The organism is Pseudomonas soli, assembly GCF_021283165.2.
GTDB classification, from domain to species: Bacteria; Pseudomonadota; Gammaproteobacteria; order Pseudomonadales; family Pseudomonadaceae; genus Aquipseudomonas; species Aquipseudomonas soli.
This window is the reverse complement of the sequence record NZ_CP128543.1, coordinates 369,719-391,768: the sequence shown is the minus strand read 5'-3', so window position 1 is coordinate 391,768 and position 22,050 is coordinate 369,719. Positions and strand designations below refer to the sequence as shown.

Below are 22,050 nucleotides of genomic sequence, written 5' to 3'. Positions count from 1 at the left end.
AAGGGCCCAGTAGCGTGGACGCTCCCCACAGCAAGGAGCGGCCATGCGTCCCCTGGAACGTATCGAATTCATCGACCAACAGATTCTCACGCTGCTCGCCGCAATGCCCGTACCCGGCCGGCACGCGCAGGCTAGGCCCCGACTCCACCATGAGATCGCCAGTTTCTGGACGGCTACCGATACCCAGGGGCGCTCACGCCGTCTGCGGCTGGTGGACCTGCGCAGGGCATTGATGCAGGCCGAGCTCGGTTTGCGCATCCACGACCAGACGCTGAGCGAGCAGCAGGCGCAGCTCGTCAGTAGCTGCCTCGACCTGCCCTGCGCCTGGCAACGCCACCGCCAGCCGGTGGCGCAGCGCGTACAGGTGTACCGACCGGTCCTGAGCCGCGACCGCCCCCAATGGCGGGCCGCACTCCCTGGCACCTTCGTGCTCATGGCTGGCACAGCGGAAGGCGCAAACCAGGTTCCTGCACAAGCACATGGGCCGGCGTACCTGTTCGGCCTGCCCCAGGGCATCGAGGTCTACACGTCACTGGCCGAGCTGCATCAGGAGCTGTGCGAGCGGCTCGACGACCCGATCCAGAGCACTCCACTGTTGCAACTGCTGGTCGAGCCTGAGCAGATCGCCAACGCCCGTCTCGCTGACCGCCTGCGCTACCAATGGTACGCAGACGACCCTATCGAGGCCCAGGTGGACAGCCTGATAGAGGCGCAACGGCGGCGTCTCCACACTGCCTGGGCGACAGCAGATGCGCAGGCCGACATCGGCAAGGCCGTTGCTCTTGGCGATGAATGTGGCAAGCGTCCGCTGCTCGATACCCGCTATGCCCTGCTGCTGGAAAAGCACCTGCCCAACTGGCTGCGCCAGGCAGGCCCGCAAGCCCTGGCGCATATCATGCAGACCCTGCAAGTACTGGTGGCCACCGGTCAGCAGGTAGCCGCCCCCGGGATTCTCACCCTGCGCCAGTTCCAGGAACAGAACCGCCTCGAGGACTGGGCACGCCAGCGCGTGCAACAACACTTGCGCAATGACCTGGGGTTGACCATTGCGCCTGCGGATATCGAGGTCTACGTCACCCAAACCCGGCAGGTCGGCCCCCACCTGAATCCATTCAACCCATCCAGCTACATCACCTGGCGCGGGCTGGAAAAGGTCGGCGGCCAGCTCGTCGAGAACATCCACGAGCGCTACTCCCTTGATCAACTGGCGCTGCGCAACGTGGCCTGGTTCGATTTTGACTATTGGCTCACCGCCCGCATCGTCCACCGCCTTGGCAAGCCATTGCCAGCCGAACTGTCGCCAGGCTACATCAAGCGCATGGTGCGGCATCTGAGCGTAGGGGGCAGCTATGTCGAGTACCTGAGGGCGCAACTGATCGATTCGACGGTTGGCGCCTGGCGTCTGCATGCCCATTGCCGGATCAACCGTGCGCGGATGCGCGCCGAAGCGGCCAAGGCGCGCTATGCTGGGCATCTAGCCGCTGGTGGCAGCGAACGTGGCTATGCATGGGTACGCCAGGTGCTGGACTACCCTCACAACGCCTTGCGCCCACCGGTGGATGGCGACTCTCTCACCGTGCGGCAATTGTTGATCGGTGGCCATACTGTGCAAGGCGTATTGCTCATCAACTGCAGCACGCCTCGGGTAGGCCTGTTCGTGCTGTACACCCCCGACGCGCCAGACCGCAGGGCCTGGCGTGCGTTCGCCAGCCCACGCGAACTGCTACGACTGCTCAAGCACAAACCCGCCTTGCGCAGCTATGTCACCAGTCGCATGGCGCAACGTTCCAAGGCCGCCACTGAAGGATTATTGGTCAAAGGTCGCCTGGGCCCAGTGCTGAGTACACCCGCAATCGCCGACGATCTGTTCTTCGCCTACTACATGGCCGAAGTCCACGGCATGCTGGCAGTCGCCGATGCCAACAGCCGCACTTCGGCTGAAGCAGACGCGCAACAAGCTGTCGCCATCTCCTGGCGGGTACTCGACCTGATCAGCCTGATACTGCCGTCGAGGTTACTGATCCCGATGTCGCTGGGGCGCATGGCGATCGAGATCTGGGGCAGCGCGGAGGCCTATCGCGCCGAAGACCTCAATGGTGTGCTGCAGCATGTGTACAGCGCACTGGGTCACTTCAACGATGCGACCACCAGCCTGGCCACCACCGGCCTGATGCGCCGCCTGCTACGCGGCATGCCGGCGCAGCCGCCGTTGCCGATGCCCAGCCACTACAGCGTCGCGGCCCCAGCCGAACACCTGCGCTATCGAATCGATGGCATCTATGGCGAGGGGGTCTTCGAAAAAGCTTCGGAATTCGAAGGACTGAGCCACTACTTCATCCAGGATGCACAGCAGCGACACTACCGGGTCACCTTCGATGGCCAGCGCTGGCGCGTGATCGACCCCGCCCAGCCGGATGCTTACCAACTACAGCCGCTCAAGCGCCTGGCCGATGGCCGTTGGGTGATCGACTCACCACTGCTCTGGTATGACGGCCTGCCAGACCTGGAGCGGCTGTTCGATGACTGCCGCCTACCCGAAGAGCTCGACGGGACAGCGATCGGCGACATCGACGGGCTTTACCTGGCCCATGAGCAGCTGTACCTGCAAACCCGCGGCGGCCAGCTGGCGCTGCGCCGCCATCTGCTTCAGGGCCGCTACCACCTGCCGATCCCGGCTACCCGTAGCACCGGCGTGGAGCCTTGGGCAGTGTTACGCTGGCAGGATCATCAGTGGCGTATCCAAGTTCGCCAGGCCGGGCGCAGCAGCGCCTGGCTGACGCTGCCGCAGGCTTACGCTGTCAGCCGAGGCAGCACAGCGTCCAGGCGCTGATGCAAGGCGCTGCCGCTCGGCCAGTTGCGCAGCAAGCGCGCCCGGTCACGGGCAAACGCCGGAGCGAAGCTGAGCTGGGTGGCATGTTGGCACATGGCGTCGAGGTCGATCAGCGACCATTGGCCGTCCTGCCAGAACAGGTTGTGGCCCTTGAAGTCGCCATGGCTGATGCGCTCGCGGATCAGTTGCTGCATTACCAGCACCAGGGCCTCGACCTGCGCGTCGGGCGCCTCGCCACTTTGCACGTAGGGTGCAAAGCATTCGATCAAGTCCGGCCCGTCGGCGTACTCGGTCACCAGATAGGCCGTGCTGCGCAGCCCCATCACCCGCTGCTCCAGCACCGCCAGGGGGCGAGGCGTGGCGATGTCGAGAAACTCAAGGCGGTGCCCTTCGATCCACGAATGCCAGGCCCGGCTCGGGCGCCAGAAGCGCTTGAACCAGTGGGCGGTATTCTTGATGTTGTAGCGCTTGAGCACCAGCGTGCGGCCGCCCACCTCGATACGCGCCACACTGGCCGCCCCACCGGTCTTGTACAGGTGGCCCTGGTCAATCAGTACATCGGCCTTCTCGAGCACCGGCAGCAGCGCCTCGACTTCGCCGCGACGGATGGCGCGCAGGCCCGACAGACTACGTTCGACGCTGAACAGCGTACATTCGCGCCCGGCCTTGTCCAGGTAGTCTTTCAGGCGCCAGTTGCGCACCTTGTCCACCTGCTTTTGCAACGCCTCCAGCGGCAGCGCATGCTCGGCGTTGGCCAGGATGTAGTGCACCAGCGCCTCCTCGATGAAAGGCTCCAGGCGCTTGGGCAACTGGGCGAAGAACACCCCGAGGTTTTCCAGCACGCGCTGACGCGACAGCTGCTGGCCGGGGGTTTCGGCCTTGATACCGGCGCCGTCGATCAGGTACAGCGTGCCGTCCTGGCGCAGCAGGTTGTCCAGGTGCAGGTCCTCCTGCCACAACCCCTTGGCGTGCATGTGCGCAACAGCGGTCAACGCCTCGCCAAGCACCAGGTGCTGCTCGTCGGCGAGCATCGGCAATGATTCCACCTTGGCCCAGGCGTCACCCAGGCTTTCGGCGTGATCGAGGTATTCGAACAACAGCCAGCCACCTTCGCCTTCCTTGAGGCCATCGACCAGCAGCCGCGGCGTGGTCAGGCCCTGGTCGGCCATCAGTCGGGCGCCATCGCGTTCGCGCTGGAAGTGGCGAGCGGCATTGCCGCCGACCAGCAACTTGGCCAGGACCTTGGTGCCACGCCAGATGCCGGCGCCGACATAGCGCTGGCCCGGCAGCACGCGCAGCAGGCTGAGCAGTTGCAGGTCGGCGCTGCCCGCCGCGTCAGCGAGGGTGATGGTCAGGGGCAGGCTTGGGCTGCGCCCGGCCTCCTTCAATTCGGACAGGCGCATCAGCGGGCCTCTTTGTGACGGCGGCGTTGGGTCAGGCGTTGCAGCCAAGTGGAAACCAGGGCGCTGTCTGCCGGCTGCTCCAGGTAGGCGGCCAGCAGCACACGCACGTCTGCCTCGCTCCAGGCACGGGCACGCCTTAGCAGCGGCTCGAGGTCCTTGACCCGGTCACGCATGCCGAACAGCAGCGGGCGGGTCTTCTCCAGGTCGATCAGCTGTGCCTGCCAGCCCTCGCGGCGCTCACGCAGGAAGATATGCTTGGGGTAGAAGCAACCGTGCATCTGCCCGGCGGCGTGCAGGGTGCGGGCCAGTCGTCCACAGGCTTGGAGAATCGCCTCGCGCTGCGGCGCAGCCATCTGCGACCAGCGGGCAAGCAACTGCTCGAGATCAATCCATTCGTCCAACGCGCGGGTCATGAGAATCGCGCGATGCTGCCCAGCCTGTTTGCGCTCGCCGTAGAACACCGCCTGCAAGGCAGGGATGTCGAGCTTCTGGTAGCGGCTGATGTTGCGGAACTCGCGGGCGAACGTCGGCTCGCCAAATGGCCGCTGCAGGCTGCGAGTAAAGTAGTCGCTCTGGCGCTTGAGGTAGAAGCCCTTGCCCTCCAGCTCCAAACGGAAAACGCTGCTCCAGCCACCACGGCCAGTGTTGGGTTCATCGACAGCGTCCAGTTGCAAAGCCCAGAGCGCCTCGAAGTCGCCCAGTCCGTGGCGTTGCAGCAGTGCCTGATCGGCACTGGCCAGGTAGTCGGTCATTCTCTTCCCTCGAAAAAACCCAGGACCTGACGGATACGCTTCTTGTCGCGGCCATGCAGACGCGCATGTCCACGGTATTGCAGATAAAAGCGCAGGCGCTGGGTCGCCGACAAATGATATTTGGCAACCTTGTCCAGGCATGCCAGATCCTTGATCAACCGATGGCGCAGCATGAAGCCGCGCCAGAAGTCACCGGTTGGGCAATCGATGAAGAACAGCGTGCCCTGGTCATCGACCAGCAGGTTGCGCCACTTCAGATCGTTATGGGCGAAATGATGGTCGTGCATCACCCGCGTATGTCGCGCCAGCTGGCGGCTGACATGGTCGACCCAGGCCGCGTCACGCAGGCGCGGATCATTGCGCTCAGCCAACGCCGAAAGGTCCTCGGTGCGTGGCAGTTCGCGGGTGATCATCGCCCCACGGCCAAACGCCAGGCCCTGGCGCTCGAGGCCCCAGGCGACCACGTCGGCGGTGGGGATGCCCCACTTGGCGAACTGCTTAAGGTTCTGCCACTCGGCCTTGACGCGCGGGCGCCCCAGGTAGCGACGCATGTGCTTGCCGGCGCCAGTGTAGCGTTTGACGTAGTAGTTGACCCCGTCCCGTTCGATACGGATGACCTCGCTCAGCGGGTCGCGGGTCAGGCGCTCGCCCTTGATCGCGAACACCGCGTCGATACTGCCGAAATCGGCCGCCAGGTGCGCATACTCAGGCGCCAGGTTCCAGCTCGCCATCAGAGTGCGTCCCCGTAACGTTGCTTGCGGTCATAGAGTTTCTGCGCCTTGCGCTCCAGCCAGGCGAGCAGTGCGGCCTCGTCCTTGAGCACCTGGCGCAACGGGCGCTGGAAGTAGCCACGCAAGAAGCGCAGCTTGTCGCGGCGGGTCAGGCCGATGTCCAAGGCCGAGAAATACAGGGCGGCCAGGTCCTTGTCGCGCCAGCGGCGGGTAATTTTCGCCCGTGTCTGAGCGCGGTGCAGGTCGATCACCGACAGCTTGAAGTCTTCCGGCGTCACCGGGCGGTCGGTGTGCAGCAGGAAATGACAGATGTAGCAGTCGCGGTGATTGACCCCTGCGCGGTGCATGCCGCCGGTCATCTTCGCCACCTCGGCGATCAGTGCGCGCTTCAGGCGCGGCGCTGGCGGCTGCTTCACCCAATCGATGCTGAAGTCTTCCAGGCTGACGGTCGGCGCCAGCTCCTCGGTGACGATGAACGAATGCTGGGTGGCCGGATTGCCACCGCGCTCGCCGTAGGCCACGGCGGTCATGGTTGGCACGCCAGCTTCATGCAGGCGCTGGATCGCACGCCACTCCTGGCCGGCACCGAGCACCGGCAGCTTGGCGCTGAGCAGGTTCTTGAAAATCTCGCCCCAGCCGATGCCACGGTGGATCTTGACGAAGAAGCCCGCGCCATCGACCTCGGTACGCAGGGTGCGACGGCCTTCCAGCTCGCGATATACCTCGCCCTGCAGGGCCTCGACGGCATCGAAGGGGTCACGCCCGGCCCACAGGCGCTTGAACGGTTCGGCCAGTATCAGCTTCATGCGGTCTCCTGCCCAAGGATCACATCGGCGGCATGCTGCGGCATGCTGTACAGGTCGGCGGTGGCGGCGAACGCCACGCCGTTGCTCGCCCAGGATGCACGGGCCGCGGCGTCTTCGAGCATGCGTTGCAGATAGGCGTTGAGCTGGTCCTGCTCGAATGGCTCGTCCAGCACCAGGCCGCTGTCGGCCTCGGCGATGTAGTGGGCATAGCCGCACACCTGCGACACCAGCACCGGCAGGCCGGCGACCAGCGCCTCTAGCAATACGGTACCGGTGTTTTCGTTGTAGGCAGGGTGGATCAGCAGGTCGGCGCCAAGCAGGAAGCGCGGAATATCGCTGCGCCCCTTGAGGAACTGCACCTGGTCGCCCAGGCCGAGAGCCGTGCTCTGCACCTGGAACAGCTTGGGGTCGTCCTGGCCGATGACCATCAGTTTCGTACGCTTGCGCAGGGCTGACGGCAGCGCCGCGAGGGCCTTGAGGCTGCGGTCGACGCCCTTGGTCTTGAAGCCCGAGCCGATCTGCACCAGCAGCAACTCGTCGTCGGCCAGGCCGAACTCCTGGCGGAAGGCGGCGCGGATGGCCTCGGCGTCGGCCGGGCGCCGGCGGTCCTGGGAAATGCCCGGCGGCAGCAGGTGGAAACGCGCCTCGGGCGTACCGTAGTGCTTGATGAACAGCGGCTGCTGCACCTCGGAGATCATCAGGATCTCGGTACGTGCATCCTTGGCGAACACCGCCCGCTCGTACTCGGCGAAGTGGCGATAGCGGCCCCAGCGGCGGTAGAGGCCGCCGCGCAGGGTCTGGGCCTTGTCCTCGAAGCAGCCATCGGCGGCGTAGTAGACATCCAGGCCGGGCATCTTGTTGAAGCCGATCAGGCGATCGACCGGACGCTTGGCCAGGTCCGCCGCCATCCACGCACTGAGCTTCTCGTTGCGGCGATGGTTGAACAGCGCCTTGACCGGCGCCACCAGCACCTCGAAGCCCGGCGGAATATCGCCTTCCCAGATCAGCGTGTACACACGGATCTGGTGGCCACGCTTCTGGCATTCGAGGGCGATGCGCATGAAGTCACGCTGCAACCCGCCAAAGGGGAAATACTTGTAGAGCACAAAAGCCAATTGCATCAACGAACATCCTCAGCCAGCAGCAGCGCGCTCAAGCGGCCCGCCACATGCTCGGGATTCAGGCGAGTGAAGCACAGCGGCCACTCGCGTTTGAGATCGAACCGGCGCAGGTCCTCGGCACTCGGTTTATAGGTGCACTTCTTCTGCAGGCACGGGGCGCAGGGGAAGTCGCTCGCCTGGTGGATCTGGGCGCGTCCGTAGGCACCGGTCAGACCAGGGTTGGTGGGGCCGAACAGGGAGATGGTCGGCACATCCAGGGCGGCGGCCAGGTGGCCCAGGCCGGTGTCCACCGCCACGCAGGCCTTGGCGGCGGCCAGCACACGGGCCACGCCCGCCAGGTTCAATTTGGGCAGCACCTGGCAATTGCTCAAGCCCTGGGCGATGCGCTCGGCGCGGGCTTTTTCCGCAGGATTGCCCCACGGCAGCATCACCTGCAGCTTGCGCCGGCCCATGCGCTCGGCCAGCTCGCGCCAGTAGGCCTCGGGCCAATGTTTGGTGGCCCAGGTGGTGCCATGCAGGAACACCACGTAGGGCGCGGCAGGCGGCAGTTGCAAGCGGTTGAGGTCAAGGCCGTAGTTGCCCAGCCCTTCCGGCAGGTCGTAGGCAAGGGCCAGGGCGAACAGTTGGCGCACGCGTTCAACGGCGTGCTGGCCGACAGCGACCGACAGCCGCCGGTCATAGAAGCGGCTGGCCCAGCCCTCACGAGCCGAGTAACGGTCCAGGCCGGCTACCGGCGCTTTCACGTAACGGGTCAGCCAGGCCGACTTGACCAGGCCCTGGGCATCGATCACCAGGTCGTACTTGCGCTCGCGCAGGCGCTGCTTGAAGGCCTTCCACTCGCCGCTCTTGAGCGTCTGCCAGATATTCTTGCGCCAGCGGCGGATAGCCACCGGAATCACCTGATCGACCGCCGGGTGCCAGCTGGGGATCTCGGCGAAGCCTTCCTCCACCACCCAGTCGAAACGGATGCCGGGGATGGCGTGGGCGGCGTCGGTAAGGGCCGGCAAGGTATGGATGACGTCACCCAGCGACGACGTCTTGATGATCAGGACCCGCACTCAGTCGACCTCGGCCACGGTTGCGATCAGGTCGGAACCACCCAGGCTGTGCAAGGCGGCGATCACTTTCGCCGGCTCCAGCAGCCGCAGGCAGTTGTAGTGGCCGAAGCGGCAGGTGCGGTCGAAGCATGGGCTGCATTCGATACCGGTGCGCACCACTTCCACCTGGTCGGCCAGCGGCGGGGTAAAGCCCGGCGAGGTCGAGCCATACACCGCCACCAGCGGACGGTTGAGAGCGGCAGCCACGTGCATCAGCCCGGAGTCATTGGACACCACCGCGCTGGCGCAGGACATCAGGTCGATGGCCTCGGCCAGCGAGGTCTCGCCGGCCAGGTTGCAGGATTCCTCACGCAGGCCCGGGATCAGTCGGTCGCGGATCTGCTCACCGACAGGGTGGTCGTTCTTCGAACCGAACAACCACACCTGCCAGCCCTGGCGGATCATCGCCTCGGCCACTTCGGCGTAATGCTCGGCGGGCCAGCGCTTGGCCTCGCCGAACTCGGCGCCGGGGCACAGGGCGAGCACCGGGCGGTCCAGCTCAAGGCCGAATTTGGCCAGGGCGGCCTCGCGGCTGGCCGCCTCGATTTGCAGGGCCGGGCGCGGATACGGCTTGGGCAGTTCGCTACCCGGTGCGTAGGCCAGGGCCATGAAGCGCTCGATCATCAGCGGGTAGCGCGCCTTGTCCAGCTTGCGCACATCGTTGAGCAGCAGGTAGCGCATCTCGCCGCGCCAGCCGGTGCGCTTGGGGATGCCGGCGAAATACGGCACCAGCGCCGACTTGAGCGAATTGGGCAGCAGGATCGCTTGGTCGTACTGGCCGGCCAGCGACTTGCCGATGCGCCGCCGCGTGGCCAGCTCCAGCGCGCCGTGGCCGAGCGGAAAGCTCAAGGCCTGGCGCACCTCGGGCATGCGTTCGAGGATCGGCCGGCTCCACTCGGGTGCCAACACGTCGATCACACAGTCGGGGTGCTGCTGTTTGAGGCTCTGGAACAGGGTCTGCGCCATTACCATGTCGCCGACCCAGCTGGGGCCAATGATCAGTATTCTCATGCTTTATCCAGAAACATTCGGGGAGGCTGCAGGCTGCGCTACAACCTGGCCTCCCCTCTTTATATTCAGGCGATGTGGCGGACAGTGTACCACCGAGGGCGCGCTGCGCCCTTTTCGCCGGCAAGCCGGCTTCCACATGGACCGCATTCACCTGTGGGAGCCGGCTTGCCGTGGCGACGAACCGCGACGAAAAGGCCGCAAAGCGGCCCCGACAATCTCAGCTCAAACCCAACTGCCCCCAGATCCGCCGCACCTCGCGACGCTCCTCGGCGAACTGCGCCGCGTCGATCACCCCGGCCTGCTTCTGCAAGGCCTGGCGGTGCGAGGCCGAGCGGAACGCCTTGTACAGCTCGCGCAGCAGCACGGCGTCGGCGGCGGGCATCAACCCGGCCTGTTCGAGCTCTTCGAGGATACGGATGTTGTCGGTCCAGCGCAGTATGGCCGGATGGTCGTGGGACCAGGCCAAAGCGGCGTATTGCACCATAAATTCGATATCCACGATACCGCCGGCATCCTGCTTGATATCGAAGGGTTGCCCGGCATCGAAGGCATTGCCCGCCGTGCCCGCGGCGGTGGCCTTGGTGCCCAGGTTGTCGCGCATCTTGGCGCGCATCTCGCTCACTTCGGTGCGCAGCTTGTCCAGGTCACGGGGCTGGCCGAGCACCTTGGCCCGCACGCTCTCGAACGCACTCGCCACCTGTGGACAACCCACCAGCACCCGGGCCCGCACCAGGGCCTGGTGCTCCCAGGTCCAGGCCTCGTTCTGTTGGTAGCGCTCGAAGGCGCCCAGCGAGCTCACCAGCAACCCCGAGGCGCCGGACGGGCGCAAGCGCATGTCCACGTCATAGAGCTGGCCGGAGTTGGTCTGGGTGGTCAGCAGGTGGATGATGCGCTGGCCCAGGCGGGTGTAGAACTGCGCGCTGTCGATCGGCTTGGCGCCGTCGGTCTCGGCGTTCGGGTCACCGTCGTGGATGAACACCAGGTCCAGGTCCGAGCCGTGACCCAGCTCGAGGCCGCCGACCTTGCCGTAGCCAACGATGATGAAGCCAGGGTCGCATAGGCTGCCGTCGCTGCGCTTGGGCTGGCCATGGCGTGCTACGGTCTGGCGCCAGGCCAGGGCCAGCACCTGGTCGAGAATGGCCTCGGCGAGCCAGGTCAGGTAGTCGCTGACCTTCATCAACGGCAGGTTGCCACTGATCTCCGAGGCCGCCACGCGCAGGCTGTGGGCCAGCTTGAAGTGGCGCAGGGCCTCCATCTGCTGTTCCAGGTCATCCTCGGGGATACGGGTGAGCCGTTCGCGCAGCTCGGCGGCCAGCTCCGGTGCCAGCGGCGGGCTGAACAGTCGGCCTTCGTTGAGCAACTCGTCGAGCAGCAGGGGGTAGCGCGCCATCTGTTCGGCGATCCATGGGCTGGCCGCGCACAGGGTCAGCAGACGGCGCAGCGCGCCGGGGTTTTCAGTGAGCAGCACCAGGTAGGCCGAGCGGCGCGCCACCGCCTCGACCAGGGGCAGCACCCGCTCCAGCACCAGGTCCGGGTTGTCGTGCTCGACCGCCTGGGCCAGCAGCCGCGGGATGAAGGCATCCAGGCGTTCACGACCGATGCGCTGCATCGAACGCAGTGTCGGGCTGACCCGCAAGGCATTGAGCCGGCGCAGCGCCTCGGCAGGCTGGTGGAAACCGGCCTCCTGCAACTGGCGCCCGGCGGCTTCTTCATCCTGAGCCTGCTCCCACAGGGGCGACCATTCGCCACCGACTACCAGTTCGCCCTCGGCCTCATCCTCATCCGGATCGGCGATCACCTGGCGGAAATGCCAGTCGATCCGCCCACGCCAGTTCATCAGTTGGGCATGGAAACCATCCCAATCGGCAAAGCCCAGCATATAGGCGATGCGCGCGCGGTCGGTCGGGTCGTCCGGCAGCATCTGGGTCTGGCGGTCGGCGATGGCCTGGATCGCGTGCTCCGTGTAACGCAGGAACTCGTAGCCGTCGCGCAGCTCGGTGACCACCGCCGGCGGCAGGTAGCCCTGGCCCTCCAGGGTGGTCAGCACTTTCAGCAATGGCCGCTGCTGCAGGCTCAGGTCGCGCCCGCCATGGATCAGCTGGAATGCCTGGGCGATGAACTCGACCTCGCGGATGCCGCCGGCCCCCAGCTTGATGTTGTCGGCCATGCCCTTGCGCCGCACTTCCTGCTGGATCAGTTGCTTCATGGTGCGCAGCGCCTCGATGGCGGAGAAGTCCAGGTAGCGCCGATAGACGAATGGCCGCAGCATCTCCTGCAACTGCGCGCCGGCCGCCTGGTCGCCGGCCACTACCCGCGCCTTGATCATGGCGTAGCGTTCCCAGTCGCGCCCCTGGTCCTGGTAGTACTGCTCCAGGGCATTGAAGCTGAGCACCAGCGCGCCTGCAGAGCCGTAAGGACGCAGGCGCATGTCGACACGGAACACGAAGCCATCGACGGTGACCGGGTCGAGCGCCTTGATCAGGCGCTGGCCGAGGCGGGTAAAGAACTCCTGGTTGTCCAGCGAGCGCTTCACGCCTTCGGTTTCACCGCCCTCGGGGAAGGCGAAGATCAGGTCGATGTCCGACGACAGGTTCAACTCCACCGCGCCCAGCTTGCCCATGCCCAGCACCACCAGGTGCTGGGGCTGGCCGCTGCGGTTGCCGATGGGTGTGCCGAACTGCTGGCAATGGCGCGGGTACAGCCATTGATAGGCTTCGTCGATGCTGGCATCGGCGAGGTCGGACAGGTCGCGGCAGGTCTCGGCCAACGCCGCCTGGCGGGTGACGTCGCGCCAGATGATGCGCAGCTGCTGGCGATTGCGCTCGCGGCGCAGGTTGCGCGCCAACTCGTCCTCGGATTGCGCGGCCTGGGCGGCGTCCTTGATGCGCGCACGCAATTCGCCTGGTGCGAAGGCACGTGCCATCTCGCCGCCGGCCAACAGGTCGAACAGCATCGCCGGCTCGCGTTGGGCCTGGGTGAGCACGAATTCGCTGGCCGCCGCCACCTGGTCGAACTGCCGACGCTGATCTTCTGTCCAGCTGCTTGTCGCCAGGTCAGGGTGCGCAACCAGTGCGTCTGCTAGGAACTGTCGATTACGAACGACCAGTGGTTGGAGAGCGGCAGGCAGATCGAGCGGCAAAGGCAGGCGCATGGTCTATCCTTGATCGGCGTGAATGAGAGGGGTTGAGGGGGTCAAGCGCAGGCTGGACCACGGTTGGACTGTCGTACAAAAGTTGGAAATAGCCGAAAAAACCGAAAGATTGGCAAAAAACATCAAGATCCACCCGTTAGCAACACAACGCCAACCAACATGAACGTTTTTCCTCACAACCCAGGGTGCGACCAAACGTCGCATTTGTGTAGTTTTACTACTACGCCCAACGTGCAAAAGCATGAAATGCGAAAGCATTTGTAGTAAAACTACACCGCGCCGGATGACTGTCCGGTAATCCAAGAATTCACGACGTCTGCCCATAAGGCCAGTCGCAAACTCAGGCCATCGATTCTGGTGGCCTTTCCGCCCTGGAGCAAGCCATGCAAGACCTCGATCCAATCGAAACCCAGGAATGGCTGGATGCCCTGGAGTCGGTCCTCGACAAAGAAGGCGAAGACCGCGCTCATTACCTGATGACCCGTATGGGCGAGCTGGCCACCCGCAGTGGCTCGCAGCTGCCGTATGCCATCACCACGCCGTACCGCAACACCATCCCTGTCACCCACGAAGCACGCATGCCCGGCGACCTGTTCATGGAACGCCGCATTCGCTCGATGGTGCGTTGGAACGCCCTGGCCATGGTCATGCGTACCAACCTGAAAGACTCGGACCTGGGCGGACACATCTCCAGCTTCGCCTCCAGCGCCACCTTGTATGACATCGGCTTCAACTACTTCTTCCAGGCCCCGACCGACGAACACGGCGGCGACCTGATCTTCTTCCAAGGCCACGCTTCCCCGGGCGTCTACGCCCGCGCCTTCATGGAAGGCCGCATCAACGAAGAACAGATGAACAACTTCCGCCAGGAAGTGGACGGCAACGGCCTGTCTTCGTACCCGCACCCATGGCTGATGCCTGACTTCTGGCAGTTCCCGACCGTTTCGATGGGTCTGGGCCCGATCCAGGCCATCTACCAGGCGCGCTTCATGAAGTACCTGGAAGCCCGTGGCTTCATCCCGGCCGGCAAGCAGAAGGTCTGGTGCTTCATGGGTGACGGCGAGTGCGACGAGCCGGAATCCCTGGGCGCGATCGCCCTGGCCGGCCGCGAGAAGCTGGACAACCTGATCTTCGTCATCAACTGCAACCTGCAGCGCCTCGACGGCCCGGTTCGCGGCAACGGCAAGATCATCCAGGAACTCGAAGGCGTGTTCCGTGGCGGTGGCTGGAACGTCAACAAGGTCGTCTGGGGCCGCTTCTGGGACCCACTGCTGGCCAAGGACACCAATGGTGCCCTGCAGCGCCGCATGGACGAAGTCATCGACGGCGAGTACCAGAACTACAAGGCCAAGGACGGCGCGTACGTCCGTGAGAACTTCTTCAACACCCCAGAGCTCAAGGCCATGGTCGAAGACCTGTCCGACGAGGAGATCTGGAAGCTCAACCGTGGCGGCCACGACCCGTACAAGGTCTACGCGGCATACCACCAGGCTGTGAACCACAAGGAGCAGCCGACCGTCATCCTGGCCAAGACCATCAAGGGTTACGGTACCGGTGCCGGCGAAGCCAAGAACACCGCGCACAATACCAAGAAGGTCGATGTCGAAAGCCTGCGTCACTTCCGTGACCGCTTCGACATCCCGGTCAAGGATGCCGACCTTGAGAACCTGCCGTTCTTCAAGCCTGAAGAAGGTTCTGCCGAAGCCAAGTACCTGGCCGAGCGTCGTGCTGCCCTGGGCGGTTTCGTGCCTCAGCGCCGCGCCAAGAGCTTCAGCGTGCCGACCCCGCCACTGGAAACGCTGAAAGCGATCCTCGACGGTTCGGGCGACCGCGAAATCTCCACCACCATGGCCTTCGTGCGCATCCTGGCGCAGCTGGTCAAGGACAAGGACATCGGCCAGCGCATCGTCCCGATCATCCCGGACGAAGCCCGTACCTTCGGTATGGAAGGCATGTTCCGCCAGCTGGGCATCTACTCGTCGGTTGGCCAGCTCTACGAGCCAGTCGATAAAGACCAGGTGATGTTCTACCGCGAAGACAAGAAGGGCCAGATTCTCGAGGAAGGCATCAACGAAGCCGGCGCCATGTCGTCGTTCATCGCTGCCGGTACCTCGTACAGCTGCCACAACCAGCCGATGCTGCCGTTCTACATCTTCTACTCGATGTTCGGCTTCCAGCGCATTGGCGACCTGGCGTGGGCCGCTGGCGACAGCCGCACCCGTGGCTTCCTGATCGGCGGTACTGCCGGCCGTACCACCCTCAACGGTGAAGGCCTGCAGCACGAAGACGGTCACAGCCACATGATGGCGGGCACTATCCCGAACTGCCGCACCTACGATCCGACCTACGGCTACGAGCTGGCGGTGATCATCCAGGACGGCATGAAGAAGATGACCGAAGAGCAACAGGACATCTTCTACTACATCACCGTGATGAACGAATCCTACCAGCAGCCAGCCATGCCGGCCGGTGTCGAGGAAGGCATCATCAAGGGCATGTACCTGCTGGAAGAAGACACCCGCGAAGCCGCGCACCACGTACAGCTGATGGGCTCCGGCACCATCCTGCGCGAAGTCCGCGAAGCCGCGAAGATCCTGCGTGAAGAGTTCAACGTCGGCGCCGACGTGTGGAGCGTCACCAGCTTCAACGAACTGCGTCGCGACGGCCTGGCCGTGGAACGCGCCAACCGCCTCAAGCCTGGCCAGAAGCCTCAGCAGACCTACGTCGAAGAGTGCCTGGCCGGTCGCAAGGGCCCGGTCATCGCCTCCACCGACTACATGAAGCTGTTCGCCGAGCAGATTCGCCAGTGGGTGCCGAGCAAAGAGTTCAAAGTCCTGGGTACCGACGGTTACGGTCGCAGCGACAGCCGCAAGAAGCTGCGTCACTTCTTCGAAGTCGACCGCCACTTCGTGGTGCTGGCTGCCCTGGAAGCCCTGGCTGACCGTGGCGAGATCGAACCCAAGGTTGTGGCTGACGCCATCGTCAAGTTCGGCATCGACCCGGACAAGCGCAACCCACTGGACTGCTGAGGAGTATTTTTAAGTGAGCGAACTCATTCGCGTACCTGACATCGGCAGCGGTGAAGGTGAAATCATCGAGCTGTTCGTCAAGGTCGGTGACCGTATCGAGGCCGACCAGAGCCTGCTGACCCTGGAGTCCGACAAGGCCTCCATGGAGATCCCGGCCCCCAAGGCCGGCGTGGTCAAGGAACTGAAGGTCAAGCTGGGCGACCGCCTGAAAGAAGGCGACGAGCTGCTGGTCCTGGAAGTCGAGGGTGCCGCTGCCGCGGCACCTGAGGCGCCTGCCGCTGCTGCTCCGGCGCCAGCTGCTGCCCCAGCGCCTGCCGCCGAAGCCGCCCCTGCTCCGGCCGCAGCCCCGGCTGCCGCCAGCGTGCAGGACATCCACGTGCCGGACATCGGCTCATCGGGCAAGGCCAAGATCATCGAAGTACTGGTCAAGGTCGGCGACACCGTCGAAGCCGACCAGTCGCTGATCACCCTGGAGTCCGACAAGGCCTCCATGGAGATCCCGTCGCCCGCCGCTGGCGTGATCGAAGCCGTGCTGTGCAAGCTGGAAGACGAAGTCGGCACCGGCGACCTGATCTTCAAGATCAAAGCCGCCGGCGCTGCCCCTGCTGCCGCGCCAGCGCCAGCCGCCGCTCCGGCCAAGGCTGAGGCTGCTCCAGCCGCGGCACCTGCCGCTGCTGCTCCGGCTGCCGCCCCCGCACCGGTCGCCACCGCGCCGGCCGCCGGCAGCAACGCCAAGGTCCATGCTGGCCCTGCCGTTCGCCAACTGGCCCGTGAATTCGGCGTCGACCTGGGTTCGGTCGCGGCTACCGGTCCGCACGGTCGCATCCTCAAAGAAGACGTGCAGGTCTACGTCAAGGCCATGATGCAGAAGGCCAAGGAAGCCCCGGCTGCCGGTGCTACCGGCGGCGCTGGCATCCCGTCGATCCCGGCTGTTGACTTCAGCAAGTTCGGTGAAGTCGAAGAAGTCGCCCTGACTCGCCTGATGCAGGTCGGTGCCGCCAACCTGCACCGCAGCTGGCTGAACGTACCGCACGTGACCCAGTTCGACTCCGCCGACATCACCGAGCTGGAAGCTTTCCGCGTTGCGCAGAAGGCCGTGGCCGAGAAGGCTGGCGTCAAGCTGACCGTGCTGCCGCTGCTGCTCAAGGCCTGCGCCTTCCTGCTCAAGGAACTGCCGGACTTCAACAGCTCGCTGGCGCCAAGCGGCAAGGCGATCATCCGCAAGAAGTACGTGCACATCGGCTTCGCCGTGGACACCCCGGACGGCCTGCTGGTCCCGGTGATCAAGAACGTCGACCAGAAGAGCCTGCTGCAACTGGCTGCCGAAGCCGCCGCCCTGGCCGAGAAAGCTCGCACCAAGAAGCTCTCGGCCGACGACATGCAAGGCGCCTGCTTCACCATCTCCAGCCTCGGCCATATTGGCGGTACCGGCTTCACGCCGATCGTCAACGCGCCGGAAGTGGCGATCCTGGGTGTCTCCAAGGCAACCATGCAGCCTGTCTGGGACGGCAAGGCCTTCCAGCCCAAGCTGATGCTGCCGCTGTCGCTTTCCTACGATCACCGAGTGATCAACGGCGCCGCCGCCGCGCGCTTCACCAAGCGCCTGGGCGACGTGCTGGGCGATATCCGCACCATGCTGCTGTAATCGCTGCACGCTGCCCCTCAAGCGAGGGGCAGCACCGTTTTCGAGCTGCCACGCTCGTACCTCAACCCCGCCAATTGGCGGGGCTTTTTTTATTGGGCCCGCTCCCACCAAGGACCTCGCTTCAGATTTCATCCTGTTGGCCGACAACCTGTTCACAGCATCCCGCATGGGCGCTTGCCAGCCCACGGGACATGATGCAACCTTGCCCGATACGCCGTGCCTCAGGCCGCGCCCCAGTTCAAGCGAGTCTTCGATGAAAAGCCAACCCGATGCCGCCAGCCGTGTGGCGGCCGAGGTCGTGACGCAGCTCCCCGTGCCCTCGCGGCTCGGCATGCTGCGTTTCGAACGGCTGAACGAAGCCAGTTGGGCGATGCTCTACCTTGATCCGGCGTGCGACCGCCAATTCGGCCTGCCCGCTGCCGAGCTCTGCGCCCTGATCGGCTCGCCCTATGCCAGCCTCATGGAGCCTCAGGCCCGCTATAAGCTGCACGACGAGATCCAGCTGCAACTGGCTCAGCGCGGCCACTACCGGGTGCACTACACCCTGCACGCCAGCCCAGCGCCACTGCGCCTGCTGGAAGTCGGCGAAAGCTACAAACAGCACAGCCGCCAACTGCTGCGTGGCTACCTGACGGTGTTCGACGATCACCCGCAAGACGCCCCCGACCTCGATGCGAACGACCTGGAATCGCGCAACAATCGCCTGCAACTGGCGCTACAGCTGAACCAGCGCGCCCAGCAGGAGCAGCTCGAGCACCTGGATCGGGTACGCGCCCAGCAGGACCTGATCCTGCGCCTGGCACGCCAGCGCTACAGCGTCGGCAACTCGCTGCTCGAAGCCGCCGAACTGATCACCCGCAGCGCCTGCGAGATCTACCGGGTCGACTGCGCCAGCATCTGGTACCTGAACGATCAGCGCCTGGAGCCGATCAGCGCCTGGTACCGCCGCGAACAACAGCACCGCATGCCCGAGGCGATCGACGCCAGCCGCTTTCCCGACTACCTCGAGGCCTTGCACGCCAGCCGCGCCATCGACGCCCACAACGCCAGCCACGACCCGCGCACCCGCGAGATGGCCGAGTCGCTGTACAGCACCGACGACAACGCGATGCTCGATGCCAGTATCCGCATCGATGGCCAGGTGGTCGGCGTGCTGTGCCTGGAACAGACCGGCCAGCCGCGGGCCTGGCAGTCGGACGAGATCGCCTTCGCCGGCGAGCTGGCCGACCAGTTCGCCCAGGTCATCAACAACCACAACCGACGCACCGCCGCCAGCGCCCTGCACCTCTTCCAGCGGGCCGTGGAGCAGAGCGCCAGCGCCTTCCTGCTGGTCAACCGCGACGGCGTGGTGGAATACGTCAACCCCAGCTTCACGGCGATCACCCAGTACAGCACCGAGGAAGTCCAGGGCCACCACCTGGCCGAACTGCCGGCCCTGGAAAACCTCAGCGAGCTGCTGTTCGACTCGCCGTCGAGCCTGGCCATGGGCAACAGCTGGCAGGGCGAGTTCAAGAGCCGGCGCAAGAACCTCGAGCCCTACTGGGGGCAACTGTCGATCTCCAAGGTGTACGGCGACAACCGCGAGCTGACCCACTACATCGGCATCTACGAAGACGTCACCCAAAGCAAGCTGGCCCAGCAGCGCATCGAGCGCCTGGCCTACACCGACAACCTGACCAACCTGGGCAACCGCCCGGCGTTCATCCGCAACCTCGACGAGCGCTTCGCCCGCGACAGCAACAGCCCTATCTGCCTGCTGCTGGTGGACATCGACAACTTCAAGCGGATCAACGACAGCCTCGGCCACCAGACCGGCGACAAGCTGCTGATCAGCCTGGCCCGGCGCCTGCGCAACAGCCTGGCCAACGGCGGCAGCCTGGCGCGCTTCGCCAGCAACGAGTTCGCCGTGCTGCTCGACGACACCAGCCTAGATGACGGCCAGGGCGTGGCCCACCAGCTGCTGCGCACCCTCGACAAGCCGATGTTCGTCGACAACCAGCTGATCAACGTCACCGCTTCCGTGGGTCTGGCCTGCGCGCCATTGCACGGCAGCGACCCGGCCACGCTGATGAAGAACGCAGGCCTGGCCCTGCACAAGGCCAAGGCCAACGGCAAGCACCAGGTCCAGGTGTTCACCGAGGTGCTCAACGCCGAGGCCAGCTACAAGCTGTTCGTCGAGAACAACCTGCGCCGCGCCCTGACCCAGAACGAACTGGAGGTGTTCTACCAGCCCAAGCTGTGCCTGCGCAGCGGTCGCCTGCTGGGCCTGGAGGCGCTGCTGCGCTGGAACCACCCCGAGCGCGGCATGATCCGCCCCGACCAGTTCATCAGCGTGGCCGAGGAAACCGGCCTGATCATCCCCATCGGCAAGTGGGTGGTGCGCCAGGCCTGCCGCATGAGCCAGCAGCTGCGCGAAGCAGGTCTTGGCAACCTACACGTGGCCATCAACCTGTCGCCCAAGCAGTTCTCCGACCCGGAGCTGGTCGGCTCGATCGCTGGCATCCTCAAGGAGGAAGCCTTGCCACCGCACCTGCTGGAACTGGAGCTGACCGAAGGCCTGCTGCTCGAAGCCACCGAAGACACCCACCGCCAGCTCGACGAGCTCAAGGCGCTGGGCCTGACCCTGGCCATGGACGACTTCGGCACCGGTTACTCCTCGCTGAGCTACCTGAAGAAGTTCCCGATCGACATCATCAAGATCGACCGCAGCTTCATCAACGAGATCCCCGACAACCAGGACGACATGGAGATCACCTCGGCGGTGGTGGCCATGGCCCACAACCTCAAGCTCAAGGTGGTCGCAGAAGGGATCGAGACGCCCGAGCAGCTGGCATTCCTGCGCCGCCACCGCTGCGACGTCGGCCAGGGCTACCTGTTCGACCGCCCTATTCCGGGGCGCGAGCTGAGCGAAAAACTGCGCCGCTATCCCCGTGGTCCGGTGGACTGACAGCAGCGTAAAGCTCGGGCACTATAGAAGCCATTCGGTCCCCATCGCGTGCGCCGATGCGACTTGCCCCGCGATGGGTCCAACACCTATCCCACTGAAAAAACACAGAGGAACGGCCATGGTCCTGCGTTCGGAAATCCTGGTGAACAAAAATGTCCTGCCCACCGCGGAACAGGCCCTGCCTGGCCGCGAAACCCCGATGACCCTGCCCGAGTTCCACTACGTGTTCGAAGGCACCCCGCTGCTCGGCCCGTTCTTCGAAGGCGACATCGACTTCGCCATCTTCGGCCTGGGCTGCTTCTGGGGCGCCGAGCGGCGCTTCTGGCAGCGCGAAGGCGTGGTCAGCACCGTGGTCGGCTACGCCGGCGGCTTCACCCCCAACCCGACCTATGAAGAAGTCTGCTCGGGCCTGACCGGCCACACCGAAGTGGTGCTGGTGGTGTTCGACAAGAACAAGGTCAGCTACCGCGAACTGCTGGCGATGTTCTGGGAACTGCACAACCCGACCCAGGGCATGCGCCAGGGCAACGATGTCGGCACCCAGTACCGCTCGGCGATCTACTGCACCTCGCCGCAGCAACTCGAGGAAGCCCAGGCCAGCCAGGCCGCCTTCCAGGCCGAACTGAGCAAGGCAGGCTTTGGCGAGATCACCACCGAGATCGCCCAGGCGCCGACCGTGTACTTCGCCGAGGCCTACCACCAGCAGTACCTGGCCAAGAACCCGGACGGCTACTGCGGCATCGGCGGCACCGGCGTGTGCCTGCCGCCCAGCCTGCAGGGCAACTGAGCCATGATCCTGTTCCATTCGCCGTTGTCACCGTTCGTGCGCAAGGTGATGATCGTCCTGCACGAGACCGGCCAGTTGGAGCGCGTCAGCGTGCAGGGCGTGAACATCAGCCCGCTGAACGGCGACGAGCAGCTCAACCGCGACAACCCGATCGGCAAGATCCCGGCCCTGCGCCTGGGCGATGGCAGCGTGTTGCACGATAGCCGGGTGATCTGCGAATACCTCGACAGCCAGCATGTCGGCCTGCCGTTGATCCCCCGCGAGGGCTCGGCGCGCTGGCGGCGCCTGACCCTGGCCGCGCAGGCCGACGCGATCATGGATGCCGCCGTGGCCACGCGCTACGAGACCTTCCTGCGCCCGATGGACAAGCAGTGGGACGGTTGGGTGACAGCGCAGGGCGAGAAGATCCGCCGCGGGCTGGCGAGCCTGGAGCACGAGCACCTGGCAGAGATCATCTCCGGCTTCGATATCGCCGCGATCGGTGTGGCCTGCGCCTTGGGTTATCTGGACTTGCGCCAGCCGGAGTTCGACTGGCGCGGAGAGTATCCGGGGCTGGCGGCGTGGTACGCCGAGGTCAGCCAGCGGGCGTCGATGCTGGCCACCGCACCGGCAGCCTGACCGGGCCCTATCGCGGGGCAAGTCGGGCCGCCGCATCGCCGCTCCCACGCCAAAATCTGGATCGAAGCCTGGATTTGCGTGGGAGCAGGCTTGCCCCGCGATGGCCTCACCTCGGCAGCACA

Annotated in this window: 14 protein-coding genes; 6 read left to right on the top strand and 8 right to left on the bottom strand. The window is 65.0% G+C overall.

Translation table 11 applies throughout. From position 1 onward, the window contains the following. The first annotated feature begins 43 nt into the window (after positions 1-43). Positions 44-2,830, top strand: a complete 2,787-nt coding sequence (locus tag LU688_RS01635; RefSeq protein WP_160291025.1) for a dermonecrotic toxin domain-containing protein — start codon at positions 44-46, stop codon at positions 2,828-2,830. On the opposite strand, the gene LU688_RS01630 is transcribed toward LU688_RS01635, so the two are convergent. The 8 genes from LU688_RS01630 to glnE form a co-directional block, all read right to left on the bottom strand. After that, complete coding sequence (locus LU688_RS01630) at positions 2,791-4,233, bottom strand: lipopolysaccharide kinase InaA family protein (RefSeq protein WP_094011542.1); 1,443 nt, start codon at positions 4,231-4,233, stop codon at positions 2,791-2,793. The genes LU688_RS01635 and LU688_RS01630 overlap by 40 nt on opposite strands. Next, complete coding sequence (locus tag LU688_RS01625; RefSeq protein ID WP_094011543.1) at positions 4,233-4,985, bottom strand: lipopolysaccharide kinase InaA family protein; 753 nt, start codon at positions 4,983-4,985, stop codon at positions 4,233-4,235. The genes LU688_RS01630 and LU688_RS01625 overlap by 1 nt, the downstream gene beginning before the upstream one ends. After that, complete coding sequence (locus LU688_RS01620) at positions 4,982-5,716, bottom strand: lipopolysaccharide kinase InaA family protein (protein ID WP_094011544.1); 735 nt, start codon at positions 5,714-5,716, stop codon at positions 4,982-4,984. The genes LU688_RS01625 and LU688_RS01620 overlap by 4 nt, the downstream gene beginning before the upstream one ends. Continuing rightward, positions 5,716-6,522: a lipopolysaccharide core heptose(I) kinase RfaP gene (rfaP, locus tag LU688_RS01615; RefSeq protein WP_094011545.1), complete on the bottom strand. Its 807-nt coding sequence runs from the start codon at positions 6,520-6,522 to the stop codon at positions 5,716-5,718. Before rfaP ends, LU688_RS01620 begins: the two co-directional genes overlap by 1 nt. Then, on the bottom strand, positions 6,519-7,643 hold the full coding sequence (locus LU688_RS01610; RefSeq protein WP_038707213.1) for a glycosyltransferase family 4 protein: 1,125 nt from the start codon (positions 7,641-7,643) through the stop codon (positions 6,519-6,521). The genes rfaP and LU688_RS01610 overlap by 4 nt, the downstream gene beginning before the upstream one ends. Further along, a complete protein-coding gene (gene waaC / locus LU688_RS01605) occupies positions 7,643-8,701 on the bottom strand; it encodes a lipopolysaccharide heptosyltransferase I (protein ID WP_038707212.1) in 1,059 nt (352 codons plus the stop codon). Before waaC ends, LU688_RS01610 begins: the two co-directional genes overlap by 1 nt. Beyond that, complete coding sequence (waaF, locus tag LU688_RS01600) at positions 8,702-9,751, bottom strand: lipopolysaccharide heptosyltransferase II (RefSeq protein WP_094011546.1); 1,050 nt, start codon at positions 9,749-9,751, stop codon at positions 8,702-8,704. It lies immediately after the preceding gene. Between the two features lie 217 nt (positions 9,752-9,968). After that, positions 9,969-12,902, bottom strand: a complete 2,934-nt coding sequence (glnE, locus tag LU688_RS01595) for a bifunctional [glutamate--ammonia ligase]-adenylyl-L-tyrosine phosphorylase/[glutamate--ammonia-ligase] adenylyltransferase (RefSeq protein ID WP_160291024.1) — start codon at positions 12,900-12,902, stop codon at positions 9,969-9,971. A 383-nt stretch (positions 12,903-13,285) separates the two neighbouring features. Between glnE and aceE the strand changes: the two genes are divergently transcribed. The 5 genes from aceE to LU688_RS01570 all read left to right on the top strand — a co-directional run bounded on the left by aceE (position 13,286) and on the right by LU688_RS01570 (position 21,928). After that, the gene (aceE, locus tag LU688_RS01590; protein ID WP_023630463.1) at positions 13,286-15,931 is read left to right on the top strand and encodes a pyruvate dehydrogenase (acetyl-transferring), homodimeric type; all 2,646 of its coding nucleotides are present in this window, start codon (positions 13,286-13,288) and stop codon (positions 15,929-15,931) included. Positions 15,932-15,944: 13 nt separating this feature from the next. Further along, the gene (gene aceF / locus LU688_RS01585) at positions 15,945-17,576 is read left to right on the top strand and encodes a dihydrolipoyllysine-residue acetyltransferase (RefSeq protein ID WP_094011548.1); all 1,632 of its coding nucleotides are present in this window, start codon (positions 15,945-15,947) and stop codon (positions 17,574-17,576) included. Positions 17,577-17,829: 253 nt separating this feature from the next. Next, positions 17,830-20,523 carry a putative bifunctional diguanylate cyclase/phosphodiesterase gene (locus tag LU688_RS01580; RefSeq protein ID WP_038707208.1) on the top strand — a complete coding sequence of 898 codons (2,694 nt, stop codon included), beginning with the start codon at positions 17,830-17,832 and terminating at the stop codon, positions 20,521-20,523. Between the two features lie 118 nt (positions 20,524-20,641). Next, complete coding sequence (gene msrA / locus LU688_RS01575) at positions 20,642-21,310, top strand: peptide-methionine (S)-S-oxide reductase MsrA (RefSeq protein ID WP_023632108.1); 669 nt, start codon at positions 20,642-20,644, stop codon at positions 21,308-21,310. Positions 21,311-21,313: 3 nt separating this feature from the next. Then, on the top strand, positions 21,314-21,928 hold the full coding sequence (locus LU688_RS01570) for a glutathione S-transferase (protein WP_104444596.1): 615 nt from the start codon (positions 21,314-21,316) through the stop codon (positions 21,926-21,928). Positions 21,929-22,050: the final 122 nt, after the last annotated feature.